This window comes from Burkholderia sp. S171, from assembly GCF_009766085.1.
Lineage (GTDB): Bacteria > Pseudomonadota > Gammaproteobacteria > Burkholderiales > Burkholderiaceae > Caballeronia.
In genome coordinates, this window is record NZ_LMUF01000061.1 from 120,676 (window position 1) to 142,960 (window position 22,285).

Below are 22,285 nucleotides of genomic sequence, written 5' to 3' on the forward strand. Positions count from 1 at the left end.
AGACATAAATCGATGACAACCGTTCAGGACCTCGCTCAATCCCGATCTGCCAATGACCATGGGTCGCATCCCGGGTCGAACTCATTAAGCGCGGGCACGATCTCCGCACGACTCGATCGCCTGCCGGCGACCCGCTCGATGTGGACACTTGTCGTCTTGCTGAGCCTCGGGTTCTTCTTCGAACTCTACGACCTCTTGTACTCCGGTTACGTTGCGCCGGGGTTGGTCAAGAGCGGCATTCTCACGCCTACCACCGTTGGCCTATTTGGCATGACGGGCGTCGCGAGTTTTATCGCTTCGCTGTTCCTCGGCTTGTTTATCGGCACGATTGCTTGCGGTTTTCTCGCCGACCGTTTCGGGCGTCGCGCCATCTTCACGTACTCGCTGCTCTGGTACACGGCCGCGAACGTCATCATGGCGTTTCAGGACACCGCAGGCGGTCTCAACTTCTGGCGCTTCATGGCGGGATTGGGCATTGGCGTGGAGCTGGTAACCATCGGCACGTATATCTCCGAACTGGTGCCCAAACACATTCGCGGCCGTGCCTTTGCATGTGAGCAAGCGGTGGGTTTTGCGGCCGTGCCGGTTGTCGCATTCCTCTCCTACGCGCTGGTGCCGAACAAGCCCTTTGGTATCGATGGCTGGCGCTGGGTCGTGTTGATCGGTGCACATGGCGCGCTGTTCGTCTGGTTCATCCGGCGTGCGTTGCCTGAGAGCCCGCGCTGGCTGGCGCAAAAAGGGCGGCTCGCGGAAGCGGACGCGGTGATGACGGCGCTGGAAGCGAAGGTCGAGAAAGAGTATGGCCGGCCATTGCCACTGCCTGCCGCGCCGGAACCGGTCAGCACGCGCGGGTCGTTCCGCGACATGTGGGTCGCCCCGTACGGGAAACGCGCGACCATGATGATCATCTTCAACGTCTTCCAGACGGTCGGTTTCTACGGTTTCGCCAACTGGGTGCCGACGCTCCTGATTCATCAGGGCATCACGATCACGACCAGCCTGATGTACTCAACGATCATCGCGCTTGCCGCGCCGGTTGGTCCGATCATCGGCTTGTTCATGGCCGATAAATTCGAGCGCAAGAGCGTGATTGTCGCGATGGCGGGGGCGATCGTGGTCTGCGGACTGGTGTTCAGCCAGGTCTCGGGCGCAGCGCTCCTGGTCTGCATGGGCGTGGGACTGACGCTCGCCAGCAACATCATGTCGTATAGCTTCCACGCGTATCAGACCGAGCTTTTCCCCACCAGCATCCGGGCGCGCGCGGTCGGCTTCGTGTATTCGTGGAGCCGCTTTTCGGCCATCTTCACGTCGTTCTTCATCGCGGGCGTGTTGAAGGCGTTCGGCACGACCGGGGTGTTTATGTTTATCGCCGGCGCGATGGCGGTGGTGATGCTGGCAATCGGACTGATGGGACCGAAGACGCGGGACCTGGCGCTGGAACAAATCTCGCATTAAGATTTCGATCACGCCTTTGAGCGTGATCTCGTCGCTATAGGGCGCTATATATGGCCTGGCGGGTGCGCCAGGCCATACGCTCGTTTGCCGCCGGTGACGGTGTCATGGCTCGCCCGGACCGCACGGCGGTTCATTAAAAGCAACGCACTATCTGACGTTTTAGCCCTGCGGATTGGCGGGGCCAGCGATTTACTTCATTGGTCGAATTTGCAACTAACTGTCGGCCCGATCCACGTCCGCCAGTGTCAGCAATCTCATTTCTCCCGGCTCGCCGCTTCTTCGAACCGCCGCGATGCTTCTTCCACGTCCTGTCTGAACTGCGCAAGCGCAGTCAGGCTGGCAGCGGGGGGCTGTAGCGCGGTCCACAGCACGTCGATGAGTTCATCGGCGGTCGTATCGATCTGAGCCTGACTCAGATGCCGCCTGGCGAGCGTCGCGTCCCACAGGACATGCTCCATCGGCCCGAAGACCAGCGAGCGCAGCAGCCGCAACGGCAAATCCGCCCGCACCTGACCGACTGTCTGGCCATGCGCGAGCACGTTCATCAACGGCGCGGTATAGCGGCGTTGCAGGTCGGTGAGCGTGTCGCTGAGATCATGATGTTTCGTTCGCCCCTCCGATAACACCAGCGCGCACAACCCCGTCCCGTTCACTAGCATCAGCCGCAAATGCGTCCTCACGATAAACGCAAACTGCTGGCGCACGCTGCTGTCGCGGGGCAGTCCGGATTCGAATGCATCGATGATCTCGTCATACCAATCCGCGATCACCCGCGCGCACAACTCCCGTTTACCGCTGAAATAGCTGAATACCGTTGCCTCTGAAATCCCCGCGCGCTGGGCGATTTCGGCGCTGGTTGCGGCGTCGTAGCCTTTTTCGGCGAAGACGTCCCGGCCGGCCTGAAGAATGTCCTTCACGCGCTGCTGCGACTTGACGCCGGCGGGCGTGCGGCGATTTCCGGTGACGGGTGTGGAAGACATAAGAATGCGTGCGCGAAAATGAACCAGATGTGAGCGTAGCTCAAATCCCTATTGACGGGAAGTAGTATTCGGCGCGAAACTGCCGTCCATCATGGAAATTATCGAGTGTGAGTGTGACTCAAAATATGGGTCCGTCATTCGGTTCTGCCAACACCACGCTGCTGACCTCAAGCCGATACACCGAACAAGGAGACCCGCATGAACGACGTACCTGGTCTGAATTTTTTTCTGGGCGAAGACATCGACATGTTGCGCGACTCGCTCGCCAATTTCGCCGCGAAGGAGATTGCGCCGCGCGCCGCTGAAATCGATAAAACCGATCAGTTCCCGATGGATCTCTGGAAGAAATTCGGCGATCTGGGCGTGCTCGGCATGACGGTGTCGGAAGAGTACGGCGGCGCGAACATGGGCTACACGGCGCACATGGTCGCGATGGAGGAGATCTCGCGGGCGTCGGCGTCGGTGGGCTTGTCGTATGGCGCGCATTCCAACTTGTGCGTGAACCAGATTCATCGCAATGGTACTGAAGCGCAGAAACGCAAATATTTGCCGGGGCTGGTCTCGGGCGAGCACATCGGCGCGCTGGCAATAAGCGAGCCGAACGCCGGATCCGATGTGGTGAGCATGAAGCTGCGCGCCGATGAAAAGGGCGACCACTACGTGCTCAACGGCACGAAGATGTGGATCACCAACGGGCCGGATTGCGACACGCTCGTGGTCTATGCGAAGACCGATATCGAAGCTGGCGCGAAGGGCATTACGGCGTTTATCGTCGAGAAGGGCATGAAGGGTTTTTCCGTCGCGCAGAAGCTCGACAAGCTCGGCATGCGCGGATCGCATACCGGCGAACTCGTGTTCGAGAACGTTGAAGTGCCCAAGGAAAATATCCTGGGCCAATTGAACGGCGGCGTGAAGGTGCTGATGAGCGGCCTCGACTATGAACGCGCGGTTTTGGCGGGCGGCCCGACGGGCATCATGGTCGCGTGCATGGACGCGGTCGTGCCGTACATTCACGACCGCAAGCAGTTCGGTCAGGCGATCGGCGAATTCCAGTTGATTCAAGGCAAGGTCGCCGATCTCTATACGACCTTGCAGGCGTGCCGCGCGTATCTCTACGCGGTGGGACGTCAACTCGATACGCTCGGCGCCGGTCATGGCCGCCAGGTCCGCAAGGATTGCGCGGGCGTGATTCTCTATACGGCTGAAAAAGCGACGTGGATGGCGGGCGAAGCGATCCAGATCCTGGGTGGCAATGGTTATATCAACGAGTATCCGGTCGGCCGTTTGTGGCGCGATGCAAAGCTGTACGAGATCGGTGCAGGCACCAGTGAAATTCGCCGCATGTTGATCGGCCGCGAACTGTTCGCTGAAACAGCTTGAGCGAGCGGACAAACTTATGCCGATCATCGAATCGAAACTGAATGCACGCAGCGACGAATTTCGCGCGAACGCGGCGGCGCTCGAAGCGCTTGTCGCGGATCTGAAAGAGAAGGTCGCGAAGATTGCGCTGGGCGGCGGACAAGCTGCCCGCGACAAACACCTGTCGCGCGGCAAGTTGCTGCCGCGTGACCGCATCGCGCAATTGCTTGATCCGGGCACGCCGTTTCTCGAGTTGTCGCAACTGGCCGCCTACGGCATGTACAACGACGACGCCCCCGGTGCCGGCGTGATTACGGGCGTTGGCAGGATTGCCGGGCAGGAGTGCGTGATCGTCTGCAACGACGCAACTGTGAAGGGCGGCACGTACTATCCGGTGACGGTGAAGAAGCATCTTCGTGCGCAAGAGATTGCGGAAGAGAACCGCTTGCCGTGCGTGTATCTCGTCGATTCCGGCGGCGCGAATCTGCCCAATCAGGACGATGTATTCCCCGATCGCGATCACTTTGGCCGCATCTTTTACAACCAGGCGAACATGTCGGCGAAGGGCATTTCGCAGATCGCCGTGGTGATGGGATCGTGCACCGCCGGCGGCGCCTACGTGCCTGCGATGAGCGACGAATCGATCATCGTAAAGAACCAGGGTACGATTTTCCTGGGCGGTCCGCCGCTGGTGAAAGCGGCAACGGGCGAAGAAGTGAGCGCGGAGGATCTGGGCGGCGGTGACGTTCATACGCGGTTGTCAGGCGTGGTCGATCATCTAGCGCAAAACGATGCACACGCGCTGGGGATTGCACGAAGCATTGTCGGCAATCTGAATCGCGTGAAGGTCTTGCCGCTGGCGCTTAAAGAACCGCTGCCGCCACGCCATGATCCGCATAGCGTGTACGGTGTGATTCCGTCAGACACCCGCAAGCCATTCGACATCCGCGAGGTGATCGCGCGCATTGTCGATGACTCCGCTTTCGATGAATTCAAGGCCCGTTATGGCACGACGCTGGTATGCGGTTTTGCGCATATCTGGGGCCATCCGGTTGGCATCATTGCGAACAACGGCATCCTTTTTTCCGAGTCGGCGTTAAAGGGTGCGCACTTTATCGAGCTGTGCTGCCAGCGCAAGATTCCGCTCGTGTTCCTGCAGAACATCACGGGTTTCATGGTCGGGCGAAAGTACGAAAACGAAGGCATTGCGCGTAATGGCGCAAAGATGGTGACGGCCGTTGCGACGGCCAAGGTGCCGAAGTTCACGGTGATTATCGGCGGCTCGTTTGGTGCGGGAAATTACGGCATGTGCGGCCGCGCGTATTCACCGCGTTTCCTCTGGATGTGGCCCAATGCGCGCATCTCCGTGATGGGCGGCGAGCAGGCCGCGTCCGTGCTCGCGACCGTGCGCCGCGACGGCATAGAGGGTAAGGGCGGTACGTGGTCGAAGGAAGAGGAAGAAGCCTTCAAGTCGCCGATTCGCGAGCAGTACGAAGTACAGGGGCATCCGTATTACGCAAGCGCACGTCTGTGGGACGACGGTGTGATCGACCCGGCGCAGACCCGCGATGTGTTGGGGCTCGGGCTGGCGGCTTCCATGAATGCGCCTATCGAGGACACGCGTTTCGGCGTGTTCCGCATGTGATCTCCTTCTTCCAGGCTTCGTCATGTTCAACAAAATACTGATTGCGAATCGCGGCGAGATTGCGTGCCGTGTGGCTGCAACCTGCAAACGATTAGGCGTGGGCAGTGTGGCGGTCTATTCGGACGCCGACGCCCAGGCGAAGCACGTTGCCGTCTGCGATGAAGCCGTGCACGTAGGCGGCGCGGCTGCGTCCGAGAGTTATCTGCGGATCGAAAAGATCATCAACGCTGCGTTGGCAACCGGTGCGCAAGCCGTGCATCCGGGCTATGGATTCTTGTCGGAGAACGAGGACTTTGCGCGGGCTTGCGAGAAGGTCGGACTGGTGTTCATAGGACCGCCGGTCGAGGCCATCTCCGCGATGGGATCAAAGGCCGCTGCCAAGGCGTTGATGCAATCGGCGTCCGTGCCGTTGGTGCCGGGATATCACGACGACAGCCAGGACCCCGCGTTGCTGCAAAAGGAAGCGGACGGCATCGGCTACCCCGTGCTGCTGAAAGCAAGCGCGGGTGGCGGCGGCAAGGGCATGCGCGTGGTCGAGAAAAGCGCTGATTTTGCATCGGCGCTGCTGTCATGCAAGCGTGAAGCCGCGAGCAGTTTCGGCAACGATCGTGTGCTGATCGAAAAATATTTGCAGCGTCCGCGGCATGTGGAAGTCCAGGTGTTTGCAGATCAGCATGGCAACGCCGTGTATCTCTTCGATCGCGATTGCTCGGTTCAGCGCCGGCATCAAAAGGTGCTGGAAGAAGCACCTGCTCCCGGCCTCTCGGACGAAGTGCGTAAAGCCATGGGCGAAGCCGCAGTCGCGGCTGCCCGCGCGGTGAATTACGTCGGCGCGGGCACGGTCGAGTTCATCATGACCGCCGACGGCCAGTTCTATTTCATGGAGATGAACACGCGGTTGCAGGTTGAACATCCGGTGACCGAAATGGTGACGGGTCTCGATCTGGTCGAGTGGCAACTGCGCGTGGCGAGTGGCGAACCGTTGCCATTGTTGCAGGATCAGTTGAAGGTGAACGGCCACGCGATCGAAGCGCGTATCTACGCGGAGAATCCATCGCGTGGGTTCTTGCCGTCGACGGGAACGCTGAAGCATATGCGTCTGCCTGAAGCTGTCGAGTTCCAGTTGAACGGCAACGTGCGCATTGATAGCGGTGTGCGCGAAGGCGATACCATTACCCCGTTTTACGATCCGATGATCGCCAAGCTGATTGTGCACGGCCGCGATCGTGACGATGCGCTGCTGCGCATGGCGCTGGCGTTGAAACAATGCGAAGTGGTGGGTCCGTCGACGAATATCGAGTTCCTGCATCGGATTGTGGTCAGCGTTCCTTTCTCGGCGGGCGATCTTGATACGGGCCTGATCGAACGTCATCACGATACGTTGTTCGCGCCATCGACAGTGCCAAAAACGCAGGCTCTCGCGCTGGCTTGCGCCGCGTTGCTCACGCGTGAAGGCGGCGAGGCGCATGGTGTGTCGCCGTGGGATGCGTTGTCCCACTGGCGCATGAGTGGTGGCTACACGCAGGCGTTGAACTGGCGCCTGGTCGGTTCAGACGATGAAATCCTGGCCGTCTTTACCCGCGATTCAACGTCAGGCCGCGCCGATAACAAACAACTGGAATTGCTTGGCGAAACGCTCACGTTCGACTGGTCGCATGGGGACGAGCCGCATGCATTCGTCGTGCTGATCGGCGATAAGCGGATCAAGGGGCGTGTGTTTATCGACGGCGATGTGTTCCATGTGTTCTACGCGGGTGCATCGCTCGCGTTCGAATGGCAGAACCTGCTGGCGCATGCCGCCGATGCCGAGCATGGCGAAGGCCGCTTGACGGCGCCGATGCCGGGCAAGGTGATCGCGGTGCTGGTGGAGGCGGGCGCGGTGGTCGAGAAGGGCGCGCCGCTGCTGGTGATGGAAGCCATGAAAATGGAGCACACCATTGTTGCGCCGGCGAGCGGCACGGTGGGCGAGATTTTGTTCAGCGTGGGCGATCAGGTGACCGATGGCGCCCAGCTATTGGTAATGCAAGTGCAACCCGCGAAATAACACTTCACGTTATTTCGTTTTCAAACTGCCCAGCAGGGTGTCTTCGGTTTCCGTCTTTACGAGGATTTCCACGCGCCGGTTCAACGCACGCCCTTCGGGCGTGTCGTTGGTCGCGATCGGTTGCAGGAATGCAATCCCTTTTGTCTTGATACGCGCAGCAGGAACGCCGCGTGCGACTAGCGCATCGCCCACTGCATTCGCACGCGCCGTGGACAGTGCCTGGTTGTAGTCGAACGCGCCGACGTTGTCCGTGTGTCCTTCGACCATGATCGGGCGCGTGCTGCGCTTGAGGAGCACGGCTGCACGATTGAGCACGGCAATGCTTTCGGGGCGCATGGAGGCTTCGTCGAAGTCGAATAGCGCCGTGTCCTGAAGACGCAGTTCCACGCCCTCACGCACCGGATGGACGACAATGCCGACCTTCTGGTTGAGCGCGTCTTCCTTCGACCGATTCAGGCCGGAAGCGCAGCCGGCGAGTAGCGCGGTTGTTGCGCACGCGTTCACAATCGTTTGAATGGCTTTCACTGCGTGTCTCTTGAACGGTTGCCGGAACGAGGGCTCCGATTATAGGGAAACGGAAATGGCCGAGTGTGAAATTAGAACAACACACGGAAAGCCGGTTGAAAGCGCCCTTGCCTTGATTCTGGCCGATACCGGCCCGACTTACAATGCAGGGTTGGCACTCAGTTGGAAGTCCCGGTGCGACTGAGTTTGAAGCGGGCTTGCGGACTTTTACTTAAAGAAGAAATAACAAGGGCGTTTTATATGATTCCACGCGATCAAACCTCTGCGGACGAAAAGGACCGCACGCGGCGTCTGCAACGAACCGCGTCGGGGTTGCTGTATGCGGTGCTTGTCGCCATCGCGATCTGGATGATCCGCGACTTCATTCCTGCCGTGGTGTGGGCGACGGTCATCGCCATTGCGTTATGGCCGTTGCTGACCTGGCTCGAACAGCGGCCGATGTTCAGGGAGCACCGAACCTGGCTTGCGGTGGGAATGACGGTCGTGATCGGGCTGGTGTTCGTGGTGCCGTTTATCCTGGTCGCGGCGCAGGCCGGCAACGAGGCCCGCGACCTGATCCGATGGTTCCACGAATCGCTGCGGACAGGCATTCCCATGCCTGATCTCGTCAACCATCTGCCTGCGGGGTCGACGCAGATATCGACATGGTGGCAGGAAAATCTTGCTACGCCGCTGGGGTCCTCACCGGCGGTAAAGAACTTCCATAGCGCGACGGTAGTCGCCATGACCCGGCATTTCGGCGGTCGTGTGGCGCACGGTCTGGTCGTGTTTGGCTTCATGCTTGTTACGCTGTTTTTCCTGTTCAGGGCAGGGTCGAAACTTGGTGAACAGTTGCTTGAAGCGTCGAGGCGCGGGTTTGGTTCGGATGGTGCATCGCTCGTGCGGCGGATGGCCGAGTCGGTTCGCAGCACGGTGACTGGGCTGGTCGTGGTGGGGTTGGGCGAGGGTGCGCTGCTTGGCGTGGCTTATGTTGTGACCGGCGTGCCGCACGCCACGTTGCTCGGTATGCTGACTGCCATCGCCGCGATGTTGCCGTTTTGCGCGCCGATTGTCTTCATTGGCGCGGCATTGTGGCTGCTTGCTCAGGGCTCGATGGTGGCGGCGGTCTGTGTCGCGGTGTTCGGGTTTGTGGTGGTGTTCGTCGCCGAGCACGCGGTGCGGCCGGTGCTAATCGGCGGCGCGGCGAGGTTGCCGTTTTTGCTGGTGCTGTTCGGGATTCTGGGCGGAGCAGAAACGTTCGGATTGGTGGGGTTGTTTATTGGGCCGGCGTTGATGACTATTTTGGTCGTGCTTTGGAATGACTGGGTGCATTGACTGGGTGTGTTGACTGGGAGAGTTGAGACAACATCTACACTGCCGCTGGCACGATGAAAATTCCCGTAGCAGCAGGATCTAAGCGTCGCCGGCGGTCGGCCGGAGCCATGCCAGAACGGTCCGTCCCTCCGGCTCGTAGTGCGTCCCAAAGCGCACCAGACCGCGCTTTTTCAGGTGGCAGGTCATCTCGTAGCTGACTACCATCCCGGGCTGCGCGGTCATCAATTCCAGGTCTATTGAACGGATGCGTGGCTCGTAGACCAGTAGCGTCGCTTCCATCTGGGCTTTGAGTTGATGCGCCGACACAGGCAGATTCCTGTAGACGGTGGTCAGATCAGGGAGCCCATAGTTGGGCAGGTGTTTGAGCGTTCCTGCGCGGGTATTCAGGATGCGCCTGAGGTTCTCCAGCACGCTCAGGATCTCGAGCGTGTTGTCGTCGTGATCATCGAGTGCGTCCCCGTTGATATGACCGAGCAGCATGTCGTAAAGGGAAGGCCCGGATCTCGTCATGGCTTCAGACGGGGCAGGTTAGCCAGTTGCACGTCGAGCGATTGTCCGAGTGCGAACCAAATCAGGGCAGCCGTAACGCCTACGATTCCAGCGATGGTCCAGGGTGAGAGCCGGCGTAGCCAATCAAGGCGGGTGTTGCTAACACGGTCAATAATCAGGCCACCGCGTCGTGGTTCCGCTCTCGGAATGCGCTCATTCAACAAGGCCGCTAATTCAGCACGCCGGAGTTCACCGTCGTTCGCGTAGCGTCCGAGGAATCCGAGACCCAGGATTGTTGCATAACACTCCAGGAGTGCCACGTTAGGGGGTATCTCCCGCGCGCGAACGGCAATTCGTTCGTAAATCCGATCGCCGGCGTCATGATTCCCGAAGCGTTCGACCTGCAGCGGTTGCGCGTCCCATTTCGACCGCTCGTCTTCCGACAGACCTCTCAACGCCATCTCGTCCAGTAGTCCGCATTGCGCATAGACAGCGTCTTGCCGTACGTCTTCGGGAAACCGCCCCGCTTGAAGTGCCCGATCGAAATTATCGACTACTTGCAGGCAGCGTTTCCGCAACTCGAAGGCGGACCGCTCGGCCGTGTCTTGCGAAAGCAGAGAGACTTCGAGGGCTGTGTCGCGCAGCAGTGCACGCATTGAAGCCCCGTCGGGATCGCGCTGGGTCGCCCCGTTCACGACGTCAGCACCGCGTAAAGTTCAAACGATGCATCGGCCAAGGTGGTTGGAAGATAGACATGGCATGCACGTGCGGCAAGCATCCGCGCATGCGCGGGATCGCGGGCGTCGAGCGCGAAGTACTGGTTTTCTAGACGCACCGGAATGGCGGCCGGGACCCGCAACACCGCTTTCAGCGGTATACCGGCGAGCGCCGAATTGACAATCCGTTCAATGTCGTCTGGCGCCCCGACCTTGCACAATTTCGGAATTTGCTCTGCAATCTGGAATGCGGGTGCGGAAGAATTCACCGATAAGTAATAGTCCGCGCCCTCCAGCAGACGATCGTCTTTGAACTGACCCGACCAGGTAGTCGCGCTCTTGCGAGCCAGGCCGATTGGAATCACGCGGGACGGAATGATGGCATCGAGTAGATCGCGGATCAGGGATTCAAGCGTTGAAAATACTTCGTCTTGCTTATCGTGTTCGTACATGGGAATGGACGTCAACGCTGTGCCAGTCGAGAAGGTCATCAATGCGCCGGTCAGTCCGGCCAGGATTTCGTAAAGGCGCTCGGGCGGTTGATTAGGATGGGTGCCGAGAAATGCCAGTTTGGGCCAGTGCGTATGAATGCAGTGCAAAAGCCAGAAGAGCGATACATCGGAGACGCCGAATTCTGCAATTTGATCAACGCGCTCGCTTCGCCGCACAGCAAGCGTTGTACTTTTTGCCAGCAGGATATCGGACAGGCGCGCGACGCGTTCCTGATGGCGTGTATTGGCTGAAAGCGTGAGACAAGGAGGGACGTAAGCGCGATCAATCTCGAACTGGCCTCGTCCCCCGCGCGTGAGCCGCGCGACCGGGCATACGACATCGTCCGAGTGCGGTTCGAAGTCGAACAAGAGATGAACCGCGTGTCGCTCCACCGAAAGCTCTTCCACTCCCGTCCCGTTCAGATCCGGTACTTCGATGAATTCTCGGAAATATCGGCGTGGGCGCGAAAGCGTCTCGTTGTCGAACCTGCAGTTGCTGCCGTCCGCGTTGAGCAACGGGAGCGCCGCGACCACGATCAGGCTTTGCATATCAGCCGCCACGTCACGCCCGAGATCCCGTGGACGTGGCAACACGTCAGTGACCGACGTATCAATCAGGGTTCCATCGGGCAACCGCAACTTAAGCCGCGTAAGAGACAGTCGACCGGCGTCGAGCATTTCCTCATCGATTTCCACGTCGATAACGCCCCAAGGCTCAGCGACGACCAGGGAGTCAAACTGCCGGTGAGAAAAATTGAGCCACTGTTCTTGCTGTTGAAAATGCTGCGGCGTGAGTATCAGACCTTCATGCCAGAGCGGTTTGAAAGTCCGCATCGCGATTTAATTTATTGTTGGCTTATTGGGGGAAGCAATCTAAACACGAACCATGCGGTGTCGTCTATTTAAGAGATAGCGGACATGACGGATTAAGTTGAAACCGTATTTCAGGTGTTAGGGCGGGGCGGTTAAACGTGGCGTCAATCGGTTGGTGTTGAAATTTAACACATCTCTTTGCTGAGTTTGATTTTGCAAACATAGCTTCGTCATTTAGATCGAATCGGATACCTAACCGGTTGACGAACGTTCGTTCGTGCTGTTTTAATCAAAAGGTATGCATGAGCCAATTTGAATTTTATTTTCGACTTATTCCAGTCGAAGGCTTCGTCACATCGTCAGCCGTGTTCGCGTTCTCCTTTTTCGTACTTCGTGGTTAGCGTTATACGCGGGCTGCACAGTCATCAATACAGGGCCACGAAGTCATGTCCGATAACTTTGAACGGGAAATTCCCAAGGCCCGAATTTCCATCTCCGTGGACTTGCACACTGGCGGCGCGCTGCAGCGAGTTGAACTGCCTCTCAAGCTCCTCGTCATGGGTGACTACAGCGCCGGACAGGCGAGTGACGCACTTGCCCAGCGGAAAAGGATCGACGTCCATAAAAGTAATTTTGATGCGGTTCTCGCTGAGCTGAACCCGAAGATTGACGTCGATCTGGAGAACGCGCTGGACGGCGAAAACCCGGGCTCGCGCGTAGCGCTGGGCTTCAAGTCGATGAAGGACTTCGAACCGGAAAATGTCGCAGCTCAGATTCCGCAATTGCAGAGGCTCATAGCCATGCGCAATCTGCTACGCGATCTTAAATCGAACCTGCTTGATAACAGCGCGTTTCAGATCGAACTGGAGCGAATCGTCAAAAGTGAGTCGCTTTCCGAAAGCCTGATCGCCGAGCTCGGGCGCCTCGGCACTGCGGAGTTAGCGTGACGCGCACTGATGATCCACAAGTAGGCGCTGTGCAACCTTCGCCATCTGCACACAACAGCCTCAGCGTTTTAGCCAATCTGTTTGAAAAAATCGACCTGACTCCGGCGTACAAAGTGCGGCCACTAGAAGGGTTTCAGGATAACGATGCGTTATCCGCCGTGCCAGTCGACGAACGCTTGTCCCGAGCGCTTGGCGTGCTCATGGCGATGGTGGCCGACTCTGGCCGCCCGGTCGGAAGTCTCGATAAATCGCTGCTGGATTTTCATATTGATGCACTTGATCGGCGCGTCAATCAATGCCTCGATACCGTGATGCACTCAACGCAGTTTCAGGCGATCGAGTCAGCGTGGCGCGGGTTGAAGTTTCTGGTCGACCACACTGATTTCCGTAAAAACGTGAAGATCGAAGTGCTTGACTGCGCAAAGGAGACTTTGCAGCAAGACTTCGACGATACGCCGGAAGTGATCCAGAGTGGGTTGTACCACCACGCGTACATCCAGGAATATGACACGCCCGGCGGCCACCCGATCAGCGCGATCATCTCCGCCTTCGAGTTCGTGAATTCGGCAAAGGATATTGCGCTGCTGCGCAATATTTCGAAGGTGGCGGCTGCTGCGCACATGCCGTTTATCGGTGCCGTGGGTCCGGCATTTTTCGGCAAGAAGTCGATGGAGGACGTTGTAGCGATCCAGGATATTGGCGACTACTTCGATCGTGCGGACTATCTCAAGTGGATGGCTTTTCGCCGCACTGAAGATGCCCGCTACATCGGTCTTACGATGCCGCGCGTTCTCGGTCGGCAGCCGTATGGTCCAGCTAACACGCCCGTGCGAGACCTGAACTATCGGGAAACCGTCAAGGGTACAGATCCAGATCGCTTCCTTTGGGTCAGCGCATCGTTCGCTTTCGCGGCGAACATGGTGCATAGCTTTGTCCGCAACGGTTGGTGCGTTCAGATCCGGGGACCGCAAGCAGGCGGGAAGGTTGCCGGCTTGCCCGTGCATCAGTATGAACTGGGCATTGGATTTCAAAACAAGATTTCAGCAGAGGTGTTGATCCCTGAAACGCGGGAATTCGAGTTCGCGAATCTGGGTTTCATTCCGCTGTCGTTCTTTGAGAACCTTGACTTCGCTTGTTTCTTCTCCGCAAATTCCGCACAGAAGCCTGCGCTTTATGCCACTCCGGAAGCCACGGGCAACAGCAGGATCAACGCGCGCCTGCCCTACCTGTTCCTGCTGTCACGCATTGCGCATCACCTGAAATTGATTCAGCGCGAAAACATTGGTACGACCAAGGACAGACGTCTGCTCGAAGTCGAGCTCAATAACTGGATCAAGACGCTTGTCACCGAGATGACTGATCCCACCGATGACCTCCAGGCCGCGCATCCGCTGCGTCAAGCGGAAGTAACGGTAGAAGACATTGAGGACAACCCAGGTTTCTTTCGCGTCAGGCTATTTGTCGTCCCGCACTTTCAGGTGGAAGGGATGGATGTCGGCCTTTCGATGGTTTCGCAGATGCCGCGGGATAAAAGCGACTCAATGTAGCTGTGGACAGCACACCTCAATAATCAGCCGATGTCTTGCAAAGACATATTGGCCAACTGGAGACGCCCATTAATGGGAATCATGGTTCTACCGACGCAAGCCTATAGCCTGTGCATCTCGAAGCAACCCGCCGCTTTCTCCGTGCTGTCTTTGGAGGGCGAAGAGGCAATTAGCCAGATCTACCAGCATGTGATCGAGTTCACGTGCGCCCGCGCCGGACTTCCAATTGCAGACGTTCTGGGTAAACGAGCCAAGTTCCTCGTTGAACCGGTAGATCCGAACGCGGGATTGCCGGCGGCGTTGGCCGCGCGCGTGGTGAAGCCACCCGAGCGGCTGATCAGTGGGATTGTCATCGAATTCGATGAATTGAGCTCATCTGCCGATGAAACGCGGTACAGCGTGAAGCTTGTACCGCGTGTGTCCAATCTTGGCTCCGAGATTGGAAGCCGGTTGTTTCAGAACCAGACGGTGCCCGCTGTTATCGAATCAGTGTTGCGGCACTACGGTAATACCGCCGTTGATTTCAAGTTCCAGCTTAGAGCCGAGTACGAAACCCATGAATACATTACGCAGTATGCCGAATCGGCGCTGGCGTTCATCCAGCGTATTGCTGCTGAAGAGGGAATTTGGTTCCGGTTCGAACAGACGCCCGAGCACGAAGTCATTGTGTTTGGCGACGACCTCGATGCGTACGCGCGTGATCCGAAACTCTCGGCGCCGTATCGCGAGGAAGGCGGTTTTGCCAGCCGAGGTGCAGATTCAGTCATGACACTGGTCGAGCGCCGCAAGCGCGTGGCGCAATCGATTACGGTCGATGACTATAACCATCGGACTGCAGGCGTAGCGCTGCTCACGCAGGTGAATACTGCACGCGACGACGAAACTACTGTCGGCAATCAGTACCGCTGGGGTGAGCATTACACCACGCCCGATGCCGGCAAGCGCGTAGCGACCTTGCGCCATCAGGCCGAATTGGCCCAGCAAGTTATCTTTGAAGGGACCGGTAATGTGATTGGCATGACGCCTGGCGCTGTCTTCCGCTTTACCAATCGCGAGCTCGACAATGCTGAACATGGATTGATGATCACGCGTGTCAAGCACAAGGCGTCGCGCAAGGAGGCGTACACCTGCGAGTTCACGGCAATTCCGTCGGATCGTATCTATCGGTCGATGGTGGATCCTGCTGCCAAGCGGCGCATTACCGGCATTTTGCCGGCGCGGGTCATGTCACCCGATAACTACAAGTACGCGTACATGACGCCGCAGAGCGGGTACAGGATCAAGTCGCCGTTCGATCTCGATGAATGGAGTCCGGGTGGGACCAGCCGGCCGGTTCGGTTGGCGAAGCCGTACGCGGGGAGAGATTATGGGCATCACTTTCCGTTGATCGACGGGACGGAGGTGGCCGTTATTTTTACGGATGGGGATCCGAATCGCCCCATTATTATTGGCGCAATGCATGACAGTCAGCATCAGGACCACGTTAATAACGAGAACAACGCTCGCAACATCCTTCGTACTGCTGGCGGTAATGAAATGCGGATGGAGGACCGCGAGGGAACCGAACACGTTCATCTGACAACACCGTTTCAGGCGAGTCAGTTGAACCTGGGTCATATGGTGAATGACCAGCGGGAGAAGCGAGGGCTGGGTGGTGAGCTGAGATCGGACGAGCATGTCGCTGTACGGGGAGGGATGGGGGTTCTCGTTTCTGCTGAGGCGCAGCCGAATGCCGTTGGTAAGCAATTGGACATGCAGAACGCCAGCGACACGCTCACGCAAGCTTTGGAGATTATGAGCACGCTGAACGACTCGGCGACGGCCGCGAAGGCTTGGGTTGCGGAGATCAATGCGCAGCGCGTTTTGCTCGAACAAAAGCTGTCGCAACTTCAAGCACCGGTTGTACTGGCGTCCGCCCCGCAGGGTATTGCGCTTGCGAGCGGTCAACATGTGCAGATGTCGGCGAAGAAACACGTCTTCGTGACGGCTGGCGATGGTCTCGATATAGGTGTCCTCAAACGCATCACGGCCGCGGCTGGCGATGCGATCTCGCTATTCGCAGCCAGACTCGGTATCAAGATCTTTGCAGCGAAGGGGAAGATCCAGATTCAGGCGCAGGGCGACGAAATGGAACTCCAGTCGTTGAAGGACCTTTTGATCAGTTCGTCGAATGGTGAGGTCAAGATCACTGCGTCGAAGGGCATCACGTTGGGCGATGGATCCGGGGCTTATCTCAAGGTGGCGAACGGGAAGATCGAGTTGGTGAGTACGAGCGAAGTCGACGTTAAGGGTGGGCTGAATGTGGATGGGCCAGGGGGCGGGAGTTTTACGTTTCCCAGTTGGGACGGCGTACCCGTACAGGTCATAAAGGACCGTATGAAATCTGGTTTTTCTATCTAAAGGCACCCTTATGACAAACGCTGCAAAATCGCCTCCCAAAAAAGACAGTCCGCTGACCGAACTGCCTTTCTCTTATCCGTTCAGGAAGCCTGGCGAGAAGGAGTTCACTGACGAACATGAGTTCCATAAGCTCTTGGCAGACGAGAGCACTGGCTTTTTCCCCATAAGCGATTCCGGCATGTGGCACGGTGGTATCCATGTGTCGGCAGCCGGCGCAGGAAAACAGCTAGATCTGAAATATGGGGTTCGTTGTATCGCTAAAGGCGATGTGGTGGCGTACCGGGTCGATAGCGTCTATCCAGTCAGCGAACTGCCGGCGCAAGAGGGTTCGCCGACCGTCAAAGCACCGTATAGCACAGGGTTCACGCTAGTTAGGCACAGCATGGAATACCCACGCGGGCAAAAGCTGACGTTCTTCAGTTTGTATATGCATCTGCAAAGTGTTGAAGAGTATGAGAAGGACAGCACGCTGAAAAAGCCTGCGTATTGGGACTTGGCGTACGAAATCTTAGATTCGGCTATGGATCGGCCAGAAGCTAACGCAAATACCGGCATAGCTGCACCTGAAGAACAAGTCGGTTTGCGAGTTCGTGCGGCACCGCGGCGTGGACAGATTCTTGCAATTCTGCCGCAAGGAGCGCGGCTTAGGATCGGTGAAAAAAAAGAGAAAGATCTGTGGGGAAAAATTGTCGAGATCGAATCGGACGGCGATATGTATCCCCCGCAGGCCGGGGCATATGCCGCCGACGATGCGAAGACCGGATGGATTTTTCTAGGCGAGGAACACGGCAAGCCGGTTGTTAAGCAGGTTTTGTCGGACACGCAGCTAGACCGCGTGGTCGTCTTGCCCAAACCGTTTCCTATTAATGCTGGTGACCTTATCGGCCACCTCGGCCAGTATGACCTGTTGAGTCCGCCGACCGCGGGAAACCGGATGGTACACATCGAGGTGCTATGCGATGAGGAGGTGGAGTCGTATATAAAGCAGAGTAGAACGTATGTAGATCAGCATGCGAAAGATGAAGATCACACGATTGTTCGCGTCGACAAGCAGGTGAAGCTTTACAAGAAAATGGGCCAGGAGGGCGTGAGTGCGCCGGAGACGGGTGTAGTGCAAATCTATCCGGTATCGGTTCTGGCCGCAGGCAAGAAGGAGGATCAGGCCCAGGAAACCGTAGCCGGAAGCGATGGACTGAAAGCGCACTGGTGGATGATCGACAGCGCGGACGTGCGTCACGCTTCCATTGAAGGTTGGGTGCGGGAAACAAATCATGCGGGAGGAAGGGTGACGCTGGAAGCGCCACATCAGTGGGTCGACTTCAAGACGCTCGAAGAGGCTCACGATCCTACGCATACGATGTTCGCTAGTGCGCAAGGTTGGATCGACTACAAGCTGGACGCTCCGGTACCCGACGTTGCTGCATTGGCCAAGTTAAGTCCCGCCGCGAACGAGATATATCGGGCGGCGTATCCGACGGGGTCAGGGGCGCAAGCTGCGGACGAATTGCGTAAAGCGTCGAAGGATAAGTGGCGCCAGTTGATCTTGTCGCGATTAATCGTGCGCCATGAGAGCGAGTGGGCTAATCCGGCGAAGTGGGATTCTCTATTTGCGCAGGTCGAAGAGCGGACCGCACACGATCCGTCGCTGGATGAGGAGAAGAAACGGATCGCTAAGCTCGTGTGGTGGAGCGATGCGGCGGCGGGGGAGATTGAAGGGTTTCCGTCGTCACCGGAGGTCTTTCACATCCATCCGATTGGGTTGTTGGGTAACTTCGTTTCGCGCTCATGCATTTGCGTCAGCGATTTAACTGCAGACCAGTTGCACAGAATTGCAACAAGCGCGTCCGAGCAATTGATCAACAGGTACGTCGATGCTTTAATCGGAGCGTTTAACGACTATAAAATTAGCAGCTGCGTCGCAAGAGCCCATTTTCTCGCCCAACTGCTTCATGAAAGTGGGGAGATGCAATTTACGCGTGAACTTGGCGCAAAAAAAGAGTATGACCCATGGAGAGGTCGCGGGCTTATCCAGCTCACGCACGAAACAGATTATCGTGCCTATCAAACATATTCGGGCGAAGATTTTACTTCCAACGTTGTTGCAATGGCGAAACTCGAAGTGTCCCCGCATGCGGTGCTTTCCGCAGCATGGTTTTTCTGTATAAACAGTAATCTACTAGGCGCAAGTATCGATGACGATTTTATCTGGATCACACGAATAGTAAACGGCGGATTCAATAATTATGATGACCGCCTGCGGTATTTAAATCGCGCGATCGGAGTTTTCGACGCAAAATCATGCTTGAAACTAAATCGACATGGAATTTACAAATTTGAGGAGAGTAGGGCTTTCAACGAGAAGCGGGCGTCATTTGCTTGGGGATTATGGAGCGACCCTGGGCTTCAGAAAATCGGTAAGACGAAGGATAAGGCTGAATCGCTTGCCGGATATTCGCGTTACATTGAACTGGATGATCAGAAAAGGCTCTCGACTGGGTCCAAAGGCGGCTCTAAAGACACCGGTTGGTACGGAATTGGTAAAAATACCGACGTACGCGAATATGCGCTTACTCGTACTAAGCAGCTAAATATTACCAGTGGATGATTAATATGCCTAAACACGCAAAAATTTATTTAGTTTTGGCGATAATTTTCGCTGCAACATCCGGAGTTAACGCCAAAGCCATAGATATGGCCGTAAGCGGTGATTTTGAAGGAAACGGAAAGTTAAATAAATTTGAATACGCGGTCGATCGTTCGGGAATGGAGATCGATTACTATTCGACAACAGGAAAAAAATTCACTACGAGCAAAAGGCTTTTGACGAATGCAGTTCAATGGCATTGTATCAAGTGGTCAATACCCCTCAGATTGCGATCGATGGCTCTTGCTCCAGCCAAGGAGGACAGATTTTCACACATATCTATGAGTGGAGTCGCGAAAATGCAGATTGGTGTCTGATTCGAGAGATAACAGGAGAAAAGGCGGATTTAGATTCAAATGACGCCGCAGGGTCTCGACAGGTCAACCGGGTTCTTGGATGTCCGCGGATAGGCAACGACGGCCCGTATTCTTACCCTCCCCAGAAAGCGATTTCGGATGAAATAAGACGAAAATTCGCCTTTCTCAATCAGATAAAGAATAACAAAAAATTACTTACCGCTTATTTCGCAAGTGTCCCTTTTTACGATTCGATAGAAATTTCAGAGAATGTTACGGTCGATAATGTAGCAGCAGCAAACGATTTTGCATATCATCTTCTAGAAAGCGGGCGCTCAGATGATTCTATTCAACTGCTTGAAACCTTGGTTCGAGGGTTTCCTGACAGGGTAGTTGCCAAGTTAAACCTCGCAGATGCATATTGGGACAGCCAGCTAATTCAACGGGCTCAAGGTATGTACACGTTGTATGTTGCTCAAATGAAGCAATTGGGGAAGAGCGCCCGTATTCCGTCGCAAGTCTACGCTCGACTCAAACCCAACCACTAAACGAGGCAAACAATTTCTATATTACTCGCGCCTCAATCCGTGGACTAAGATAATTTTATTTTTTCGACCACTTTTCTGAATTGTTTGCGAACGTAATTAAGCCGATGCCACTGTTGCTGGAGCGTAAGTGAAAATTGAGAGCCGTTGGTTTTTTGCCGTTTGTCGGTTTTCTCGCCGCAAATGCCAATGCGTCCCCCAGCATGTGTTTAGACGGGGAAAACATAATTTTTAATTGCGGTCTGAAAGGGGGCTCTTGCATCTCTTTGTATTTCCCGCACCAATAGCCTATTGGCCTATCGGAAGGGAACTCCAGGGGAATTAAAGCTGGTGCTAGACGAAAACCGTTTTGGAACAGGGGCTGTATTTCTGCTAAGCAATGCTCAATATGCTGGGGGATACGAATCGCATATCAGATTTTCAAACGGCAGAGTCACTTACCTCTTATACGATAAATCGGTGAAAACTGATAATGGTCCTGAAGCCTCGGTCGGCATCGTTGTTTACAAAAAGGGAAAGAAAATCGCCAATTTAAGTTGTGAAAACAATGCTTCTATCAGCGCCGAAGCCTACGAGGCGATGCGACAGGAGGATTTCAACGCCATACAAACGCAGTGACGATGCCAAGCCGCTCACACTACGCCGGCTTATATGACGTGAAATTGAATTGAGCGAGTCGCAGTTAACTGCGAAACTCACGGCCGGGCACTCTCGCGAGTTCTTAAGCGTTGATATCGCGCATCGGTGAAGAAGCCATGGATATTGTCTGGAAGAATGCTGTCAGATCAACCTTTCGTGTCGTGAATATGTACAGTCAATTATGCAAGAAAAAATGAGAAGCAACACTCGATCAACGGCTTGGACGGTAAGAGCTGCGTCTACCTTATTATTAGTTTGCACCTTAGTTTCGGTCCCCTCGTTAGCGCAAGTTGGTTATGTTACGTCGCCGACTATCTCGGCCAACGATCTTCGCAAAGGGTGTTCAATTTTCTTTCAAAAAGACTTCAAATACTCTGATAGCGATCCATTGAGCTCTAATATTTTTAATATTCAAGCTTCCTGGATGTGTGTTGGAAGTCAGCAGATAGCAATCGATCGATACGAGATTGAAGGAAGCAGTCCTGAGATTTTAACAGTGCTTTTTTGGAAGCATCAAAGGGCAGTTATTCTTGTGAGATGGGCGACAAGCTCACAAGCATCAGATTTTCAAGGCGATTACTACAGAGTATATGTTTACGATTACAGAAAAAACAATGTAAAAAAGCCATTTGTGGGTCGTAACGACATAGACAAGAGATTTGGTGAAGGTTGGGATGGAATTCTAAATGGAAAAAAGATTTTGTATCGATATAAAGATGCTAAAAGCATACGATCGAGATTGAATAAAATTGGTTATTAGTATGAGCTACAGAACTCTTAAAGAGAATATCTTAAGAATTCCGACCATATGTGAAAATTTTAATAAGTTGAGACATAAAAATTGAGACTAAAAGCATTAGTACTTTTGATCGCGGTAGTGTTGTGCGAAATGCTCCAGATGAACTATAGTTTCGCTCGGGAAATAATTCTGCCGAATGACTCTGCGCGCGATTATGGGACATCTGTTCTGGAAGCCCATAAAAAACCATTGCAAATGATGGTGGTCGAAAAAAATCTAAAATCTAAAGGAACCGCAGTCAAAGGCGCGAACGCCAAAATTTTTGATGGAGAGTGGGAAAAATCCAATGTGGCTTCTGGAACATTCTCCATGTCGTTGCGGCAAACAGGTTCAAGAATAACCGGGCAATATTGCGCAATTGCAAAAAATGGTAATAAAATTGATTGCGATCCTGCAAATAACCCTAATATCACGGGGGTTGTTAATGATGGTTTGAGCGTCGCGAGTCTGACGTTTTCGTCATTTTTTGGTGCAACAACTGGAAAAGCGACCATTGCCCGAAGGAATGGTCAACTGATCTGGCATGTTGTGCAAGTTCCTCAAGGCGGTGAGTCCTATGCTCCGTTAAATGCAATTTTGCAAAGAAATTAATTAGTTTCCGATATAAATGGCAAAAACTATAGGCGAGACTATGGCC

The 22,285-nt window shown here is 55.5% G+C and carries 18 protein-coding genes; 13 read left to right on the plus strand and 5 right to left on the minus strand.

The window, feature by feature from the left end; all coding sequences use genetic code 11:
* Positions 1-12: 12 nt before the first annotated feature.
* Positions 13-1,455 carry an MFS transporter gene (locus GSQ93_RS33870; RefSeq protein WP_158940284.1) on the plus strand — a complete coding sequence of 481 codons (1,443 nt, stop codon included), beginning with the start codon at positions 13-15 and terminating at the stop codon, positions 1,453-1,455.
* Positions 1,456-1,709: 254 nt separating this feature from the next.
* Here the strand turns inward: GSQ93_RS33870 and GSQ93_RS33875 are convergent, their stop codons facing one another.
* The gene (locus GSQ93_RS33875) at positions 1,710-2,435 is read right to left on the minus strand and encodes a TetR/AcrR family transcriptional regulator (RefSeq protein WP_158940285.1); all 726 of its coding nucleotides are present in this window, start codon (positions 2,433-2,435) and stop codon (positions 1,710-1,712) included.
* A gap of 198 nt (positions 2,436-2,633) precedes the next feature.
* Here GSQ93_RS33875 and GSQ93_RS33880 point away from each other — a divergent pair, with 198 nt between their 5' ends.
* From GSQ93_RS33880 to GSQ93_RS33890, 3 genes are read left to right on the plus strand one after another with little or no spacing between them, the layout of a single operon-like run.
* Positions 2,634-3,815, plus strand: a complete 1,182-nt coding sequence (locus GSQ93_RS33880) for an isovaleryl-CoA dehydrogenase (RefSeq protein WP_158940286.1) — start codon at positions 2,634-2,636, stop codon at positions 3,813-3,815.
* A 16-nt stretch (positions 3,816-3,831) separates the two neighbouring features.
* The gene (locus tag GSQ93_RS33885; RefSeq protein ID WP_158940287.1) at positions 3,832-5,439 is read left to right on the plus strand and encodes a carboxyl transferase domain-containing protein; all 1,608 of its coding nucleotides are present in this window, start codon (positions 3,832-3,834) and stop codon (positions 5,437-5,439) included.
* 22 nt (positions 5,440-5,461) lie between these two features.
* Positions 5,462-7,483 carry an acetyl/propionyl/methylcrotonyl-CoA carboxylase subunit alpha gene (locus GSQ93_RS33890; protein WP_158940288.1) on the plus strand — a complete coding sequence of 674 codons (2,022 nt, stop codon included), beginning with the start codon at positions 5,462-5,464 and terminating at the stop codon, positions 7,481-7,483.
* Positions 7,484-7,492: 9 nt separating this feature from the next.
* Here GSQ93_RS33890 and GSQ93_RS33895 read toward each other — a convergent pair whose 3' ends face one another.
* The gene (locus GSQ93_RS33895) at positions 7,493-7,999 is read right to left on the minus strand and encodes an OmpA family protein (RefSeq protein ID WP_158940379.1); all 507 of its coding nucleotides are present in this window, start codon (positions 7,997-7,999) and stop codon (positions 7,493-7,495) included.
* 249 nt (positions 8,000-8,248) lie between these two features.
* Here GSQ93_RS33895 and GSQ93_RS33900 point away from each other — a divergent pair, with 249 nt between their 5' ends.
* Positions 8,249-9,322, plus strand: coding sequence for an AI-2E family transporter (locus GSQ93_RS33900; RefSeq protein ID WP_158940289.1), 1,074 nt, complete (start codon positions 8,249-8,251; stop codon positions 9,320-9,322).
* 78 nt (positions 9,323-9,400) lie between these two features.
* On the opposite strand, the gene tssE is transcribed toward GSQ93_RS33900, so the two are convergent.
* From tssE to tssK, 3 genes are read right to left on the minus strand one after another with little or no spacing between them, the layout of a single operon-like run.
* A complete protein-coding gene (gene tssE / locus GSQ93_RS33905) occupies positions 9,401-9,832 on the minus strand; it encodes a type VI secretion system baseplate subunit TssE (RefSeq protein ID WP_158940290.1) in 432 nt (143 codons plus the stop codon).
* Positions 9,829-10,467 carry a DotU family type IV/VI secretion system protein gene (locus GSQ93_RS33910; protein WP_158940291.1) on the minus strand — a complete coding sequence of 213 codons (639 nt, stop codon included), beginning with the start codon at positions 10,465-10,467 and terminating at the stop codon, positions 9,829-9,831. Before GSQ93_RS33910 ends, tssE begins: the two co-directional genes overlap by 4 nt.
* A gap of 35 nt (positions 10,468-10,502) precedes the next feature.
* Complete coding sequence (gene tssK, locus GSQ93_RS33915; RefSeq protein ID WP_158940292.1) at positions 10,503-11,852, minus strand: type VI secretion system baseplate subunit TssK; 1,350 nt, start codon at positions 11,850-11,852, stop codon at positions 10,503-10,505.
* Between the two features lie 425 nt (positions 11,853-12,277).
* On the opposite strand from tssK, the gene tssB reads away from it, so the two are divergent.
* From tssB to GSQ93_RS33955, 8 genes are all read left to right on the plus strand, one after another.
* Positions 12,278-12,778: a type VI secretion system contractile sheath small subunit gene (gene tssB, locus GSQ93_RS33920; RefSeq protein ID WP_158940293.1), complete on the plus strand. Its 501-nt coding sequence runs from the start codon at positions 12,278-12,280 to the stop codon at positions 12,776-12,778.
* 29 nt (positions 12,779-12,807) lie between these two features.
* Complete coding sequence (gene tssC, locus GSQ93_RS33925; RefSeq protein WP_216857715.1) at positions 12,808-14,325, plus strand: type VI secretion system contractile sheath large subunit; 1,518 nt, start codon at positions 12,808-12,810, stop codon at positions 14,323-14,325.
* 72 nt (positions 14,326-14,397) lie between these two features.
* Complete coding sequence (locus GSQ93_RS33930; RefSeq protein ID WP_254074207.1) at positions 14,398-16,725, plus strand: type VI secretion system Vgr family protein; 2,328 nt, start codon at positions 14,398-14,400, stop codon at positions 16,723-16,725.
* A gap of 10 nt (positions 16,726-16,735) precedes the next feature.
* Complete coding sequence (locus GSQ93_RS33935) at positions 16,736-19,330, plus strand: chitinase (RefSeq protein WP_158940295.1); 2,595 nt, start codon at positions 16,736-16,738, stop codon at positions 19,328-19,330.
* Between the two features lie 232 nt (positions 19,331-19,562).
* On the plus strand, positions 19,563-20,213 hold the full coding sequence (locus GSQ93_RS33940; RefSeq protein WP_158940296.1) for a tetratricopeptide repeat protein: 651 nt from the start codon (positions 19,563-19,565) through the stop codon (positions 20,211-20,213).
* A gap of 456 nt (positions 20,214-20,669) precedes the next feature.
* Positions 20,670-20,828 carry a hypothetical protein gene (locus GSQ93_RS33945; protein WP_158940297.1) on the plus strand — a complete coding sequence of 53 codons (159 nt, stop codon included), beginning with the start codon at positions 20,670-20,672 and terminating at the stop codon, positions 20,826-20,828.
* A gap of 214 nt (positions 20,829-21,042) precedes the next feature.
* The gene (locus GSQ93_RS33950; protein WP_158940298.1) at positions 21,043-21,609 is read left to right on the plus strand and encodes a hypothetical protein; all 567 of its coding nucleotides are present in this window, start codon (positions 21,043-21,045) and stop codon (positions 21,607-21,609) included.
* A gap of 138 nt (positions 21,610-21,747) precedes the next feature.
* The gene (locus GSQ93_RS33955) at positions 21,748-22,239 is read left to right on the plus strand and encodes a hypothetical protein (protein WP_158940299.1); all 492 of its coding nucleotides are present in this window, start codon (positions 21,748-21,750) and stop codon (positions 22,237-22,239) included.
* Positions 22,240-22,285: the final 46 nt, after the last annotated feature.

Bases quoted from the DNA above. Each gene is read 5' to 3' on its own strand.
- GSQ93_RS33955 (WP_158940299.1), top strand. From the start codon at position 21,748: ATGAACTATAGTTTCGCTCGGGAAATAATTCTGCCGAATGACTCTGCG.
- GSQ93_RS33950 (WP_158940298.1), top strand. From the start codon at position 21,043: ATGAGAAGCAACACTCGATCAACGGCTTGGACGGTAAGAGCTGCGTCT.
- tssK (WP_158940292.1), bottom strand. From the start codon at position 11,852: ATGCGGACTTTCAAACCGCTCTGGCATGAAGGTCTGATACTCACGCCG.
- GSQ93_RS33880 (WP_158940286.1), top strand. From the start codon at position 2,634: ATGAACGACGTACCTGGTCTGAATTTTTTTCTGGGCGAAGACATCGAC.
- tssB (WP_158940293.1), top strand. From the start codon at position 12,278: ATGTCCGATAACTTTGAACGGGAAATTCCCAAGGCCCGAATTTCCATC.
- GSQ93_RS33885 (WP_158940287.1), top strand. From the start codon at position 3,832: ATGCCGATCATCGAATCGAAACTGAATGCACGCAGCGACGAATTTCGC.
- GSQ93_RS33910 (WP_158940291.1), bottom strand. From the start codon at position 10,467: ATGCGTGCACTGCTGCGCGACACAGCCCTCGAAGTCTCTCTGCTTTCG.
- GSQ93_RS33890 (WP_158940288.1), top strand. From the start codon at position 5,462: ATGTTCAACAAAATACTGATTGCGAATCGCGGCGAGATTGCGTGCCGT.
- GSQ93_RS33940 (WP_158940296.1), top strand. From the start codon at position 19,563: ATGGCATTGTATCAAGTGGTCAATACCCCTCAGATTGCGATCGATGGC.
- GSQ93_RS33930 (WP_254074207.1), top strand. From the start codon at position 14,398: ATGGGAATCATGGTTCTACCGACGCAAGCCTATAGCCTGTGCATCTCG.
- GSQ93_RS33870 (WP_158940284.1), top strand. From the start codon at position 13: ATGACAACCGTTCAGGACCTCGCTCAATCCCGATCTGCCAATGACCAT.
- GSQ93_RS33875 (WP_158940285.1), bottom strand. From the start codon at position 2,435: ATGTCTTCCACACCCGTCACCGGAAATCGCCGCACGCCCGCCGGCGTC.
- GSQ93_RS33900 (WP_158940289.1), top strand. From the start codon at position 8,249: ATGATTCCACGCGATCAAACCTCTGCGGACGAAAAGGACCGCACGCGG.
- GSQ93_RS33935 (WP_158940295.1), top strand. From the start codon at position 16,736: ATGACAAACGCTGCAAAATCGCCTCCCAAAAAAGACAGTCCGCTGACC.
- tssE (WP_158940290.1), bottom strand. From the start codon at position 9,832: ATGACGAGATCCGGGCCTTCCCTTTACGACATGCTGCTCGGTCATATC.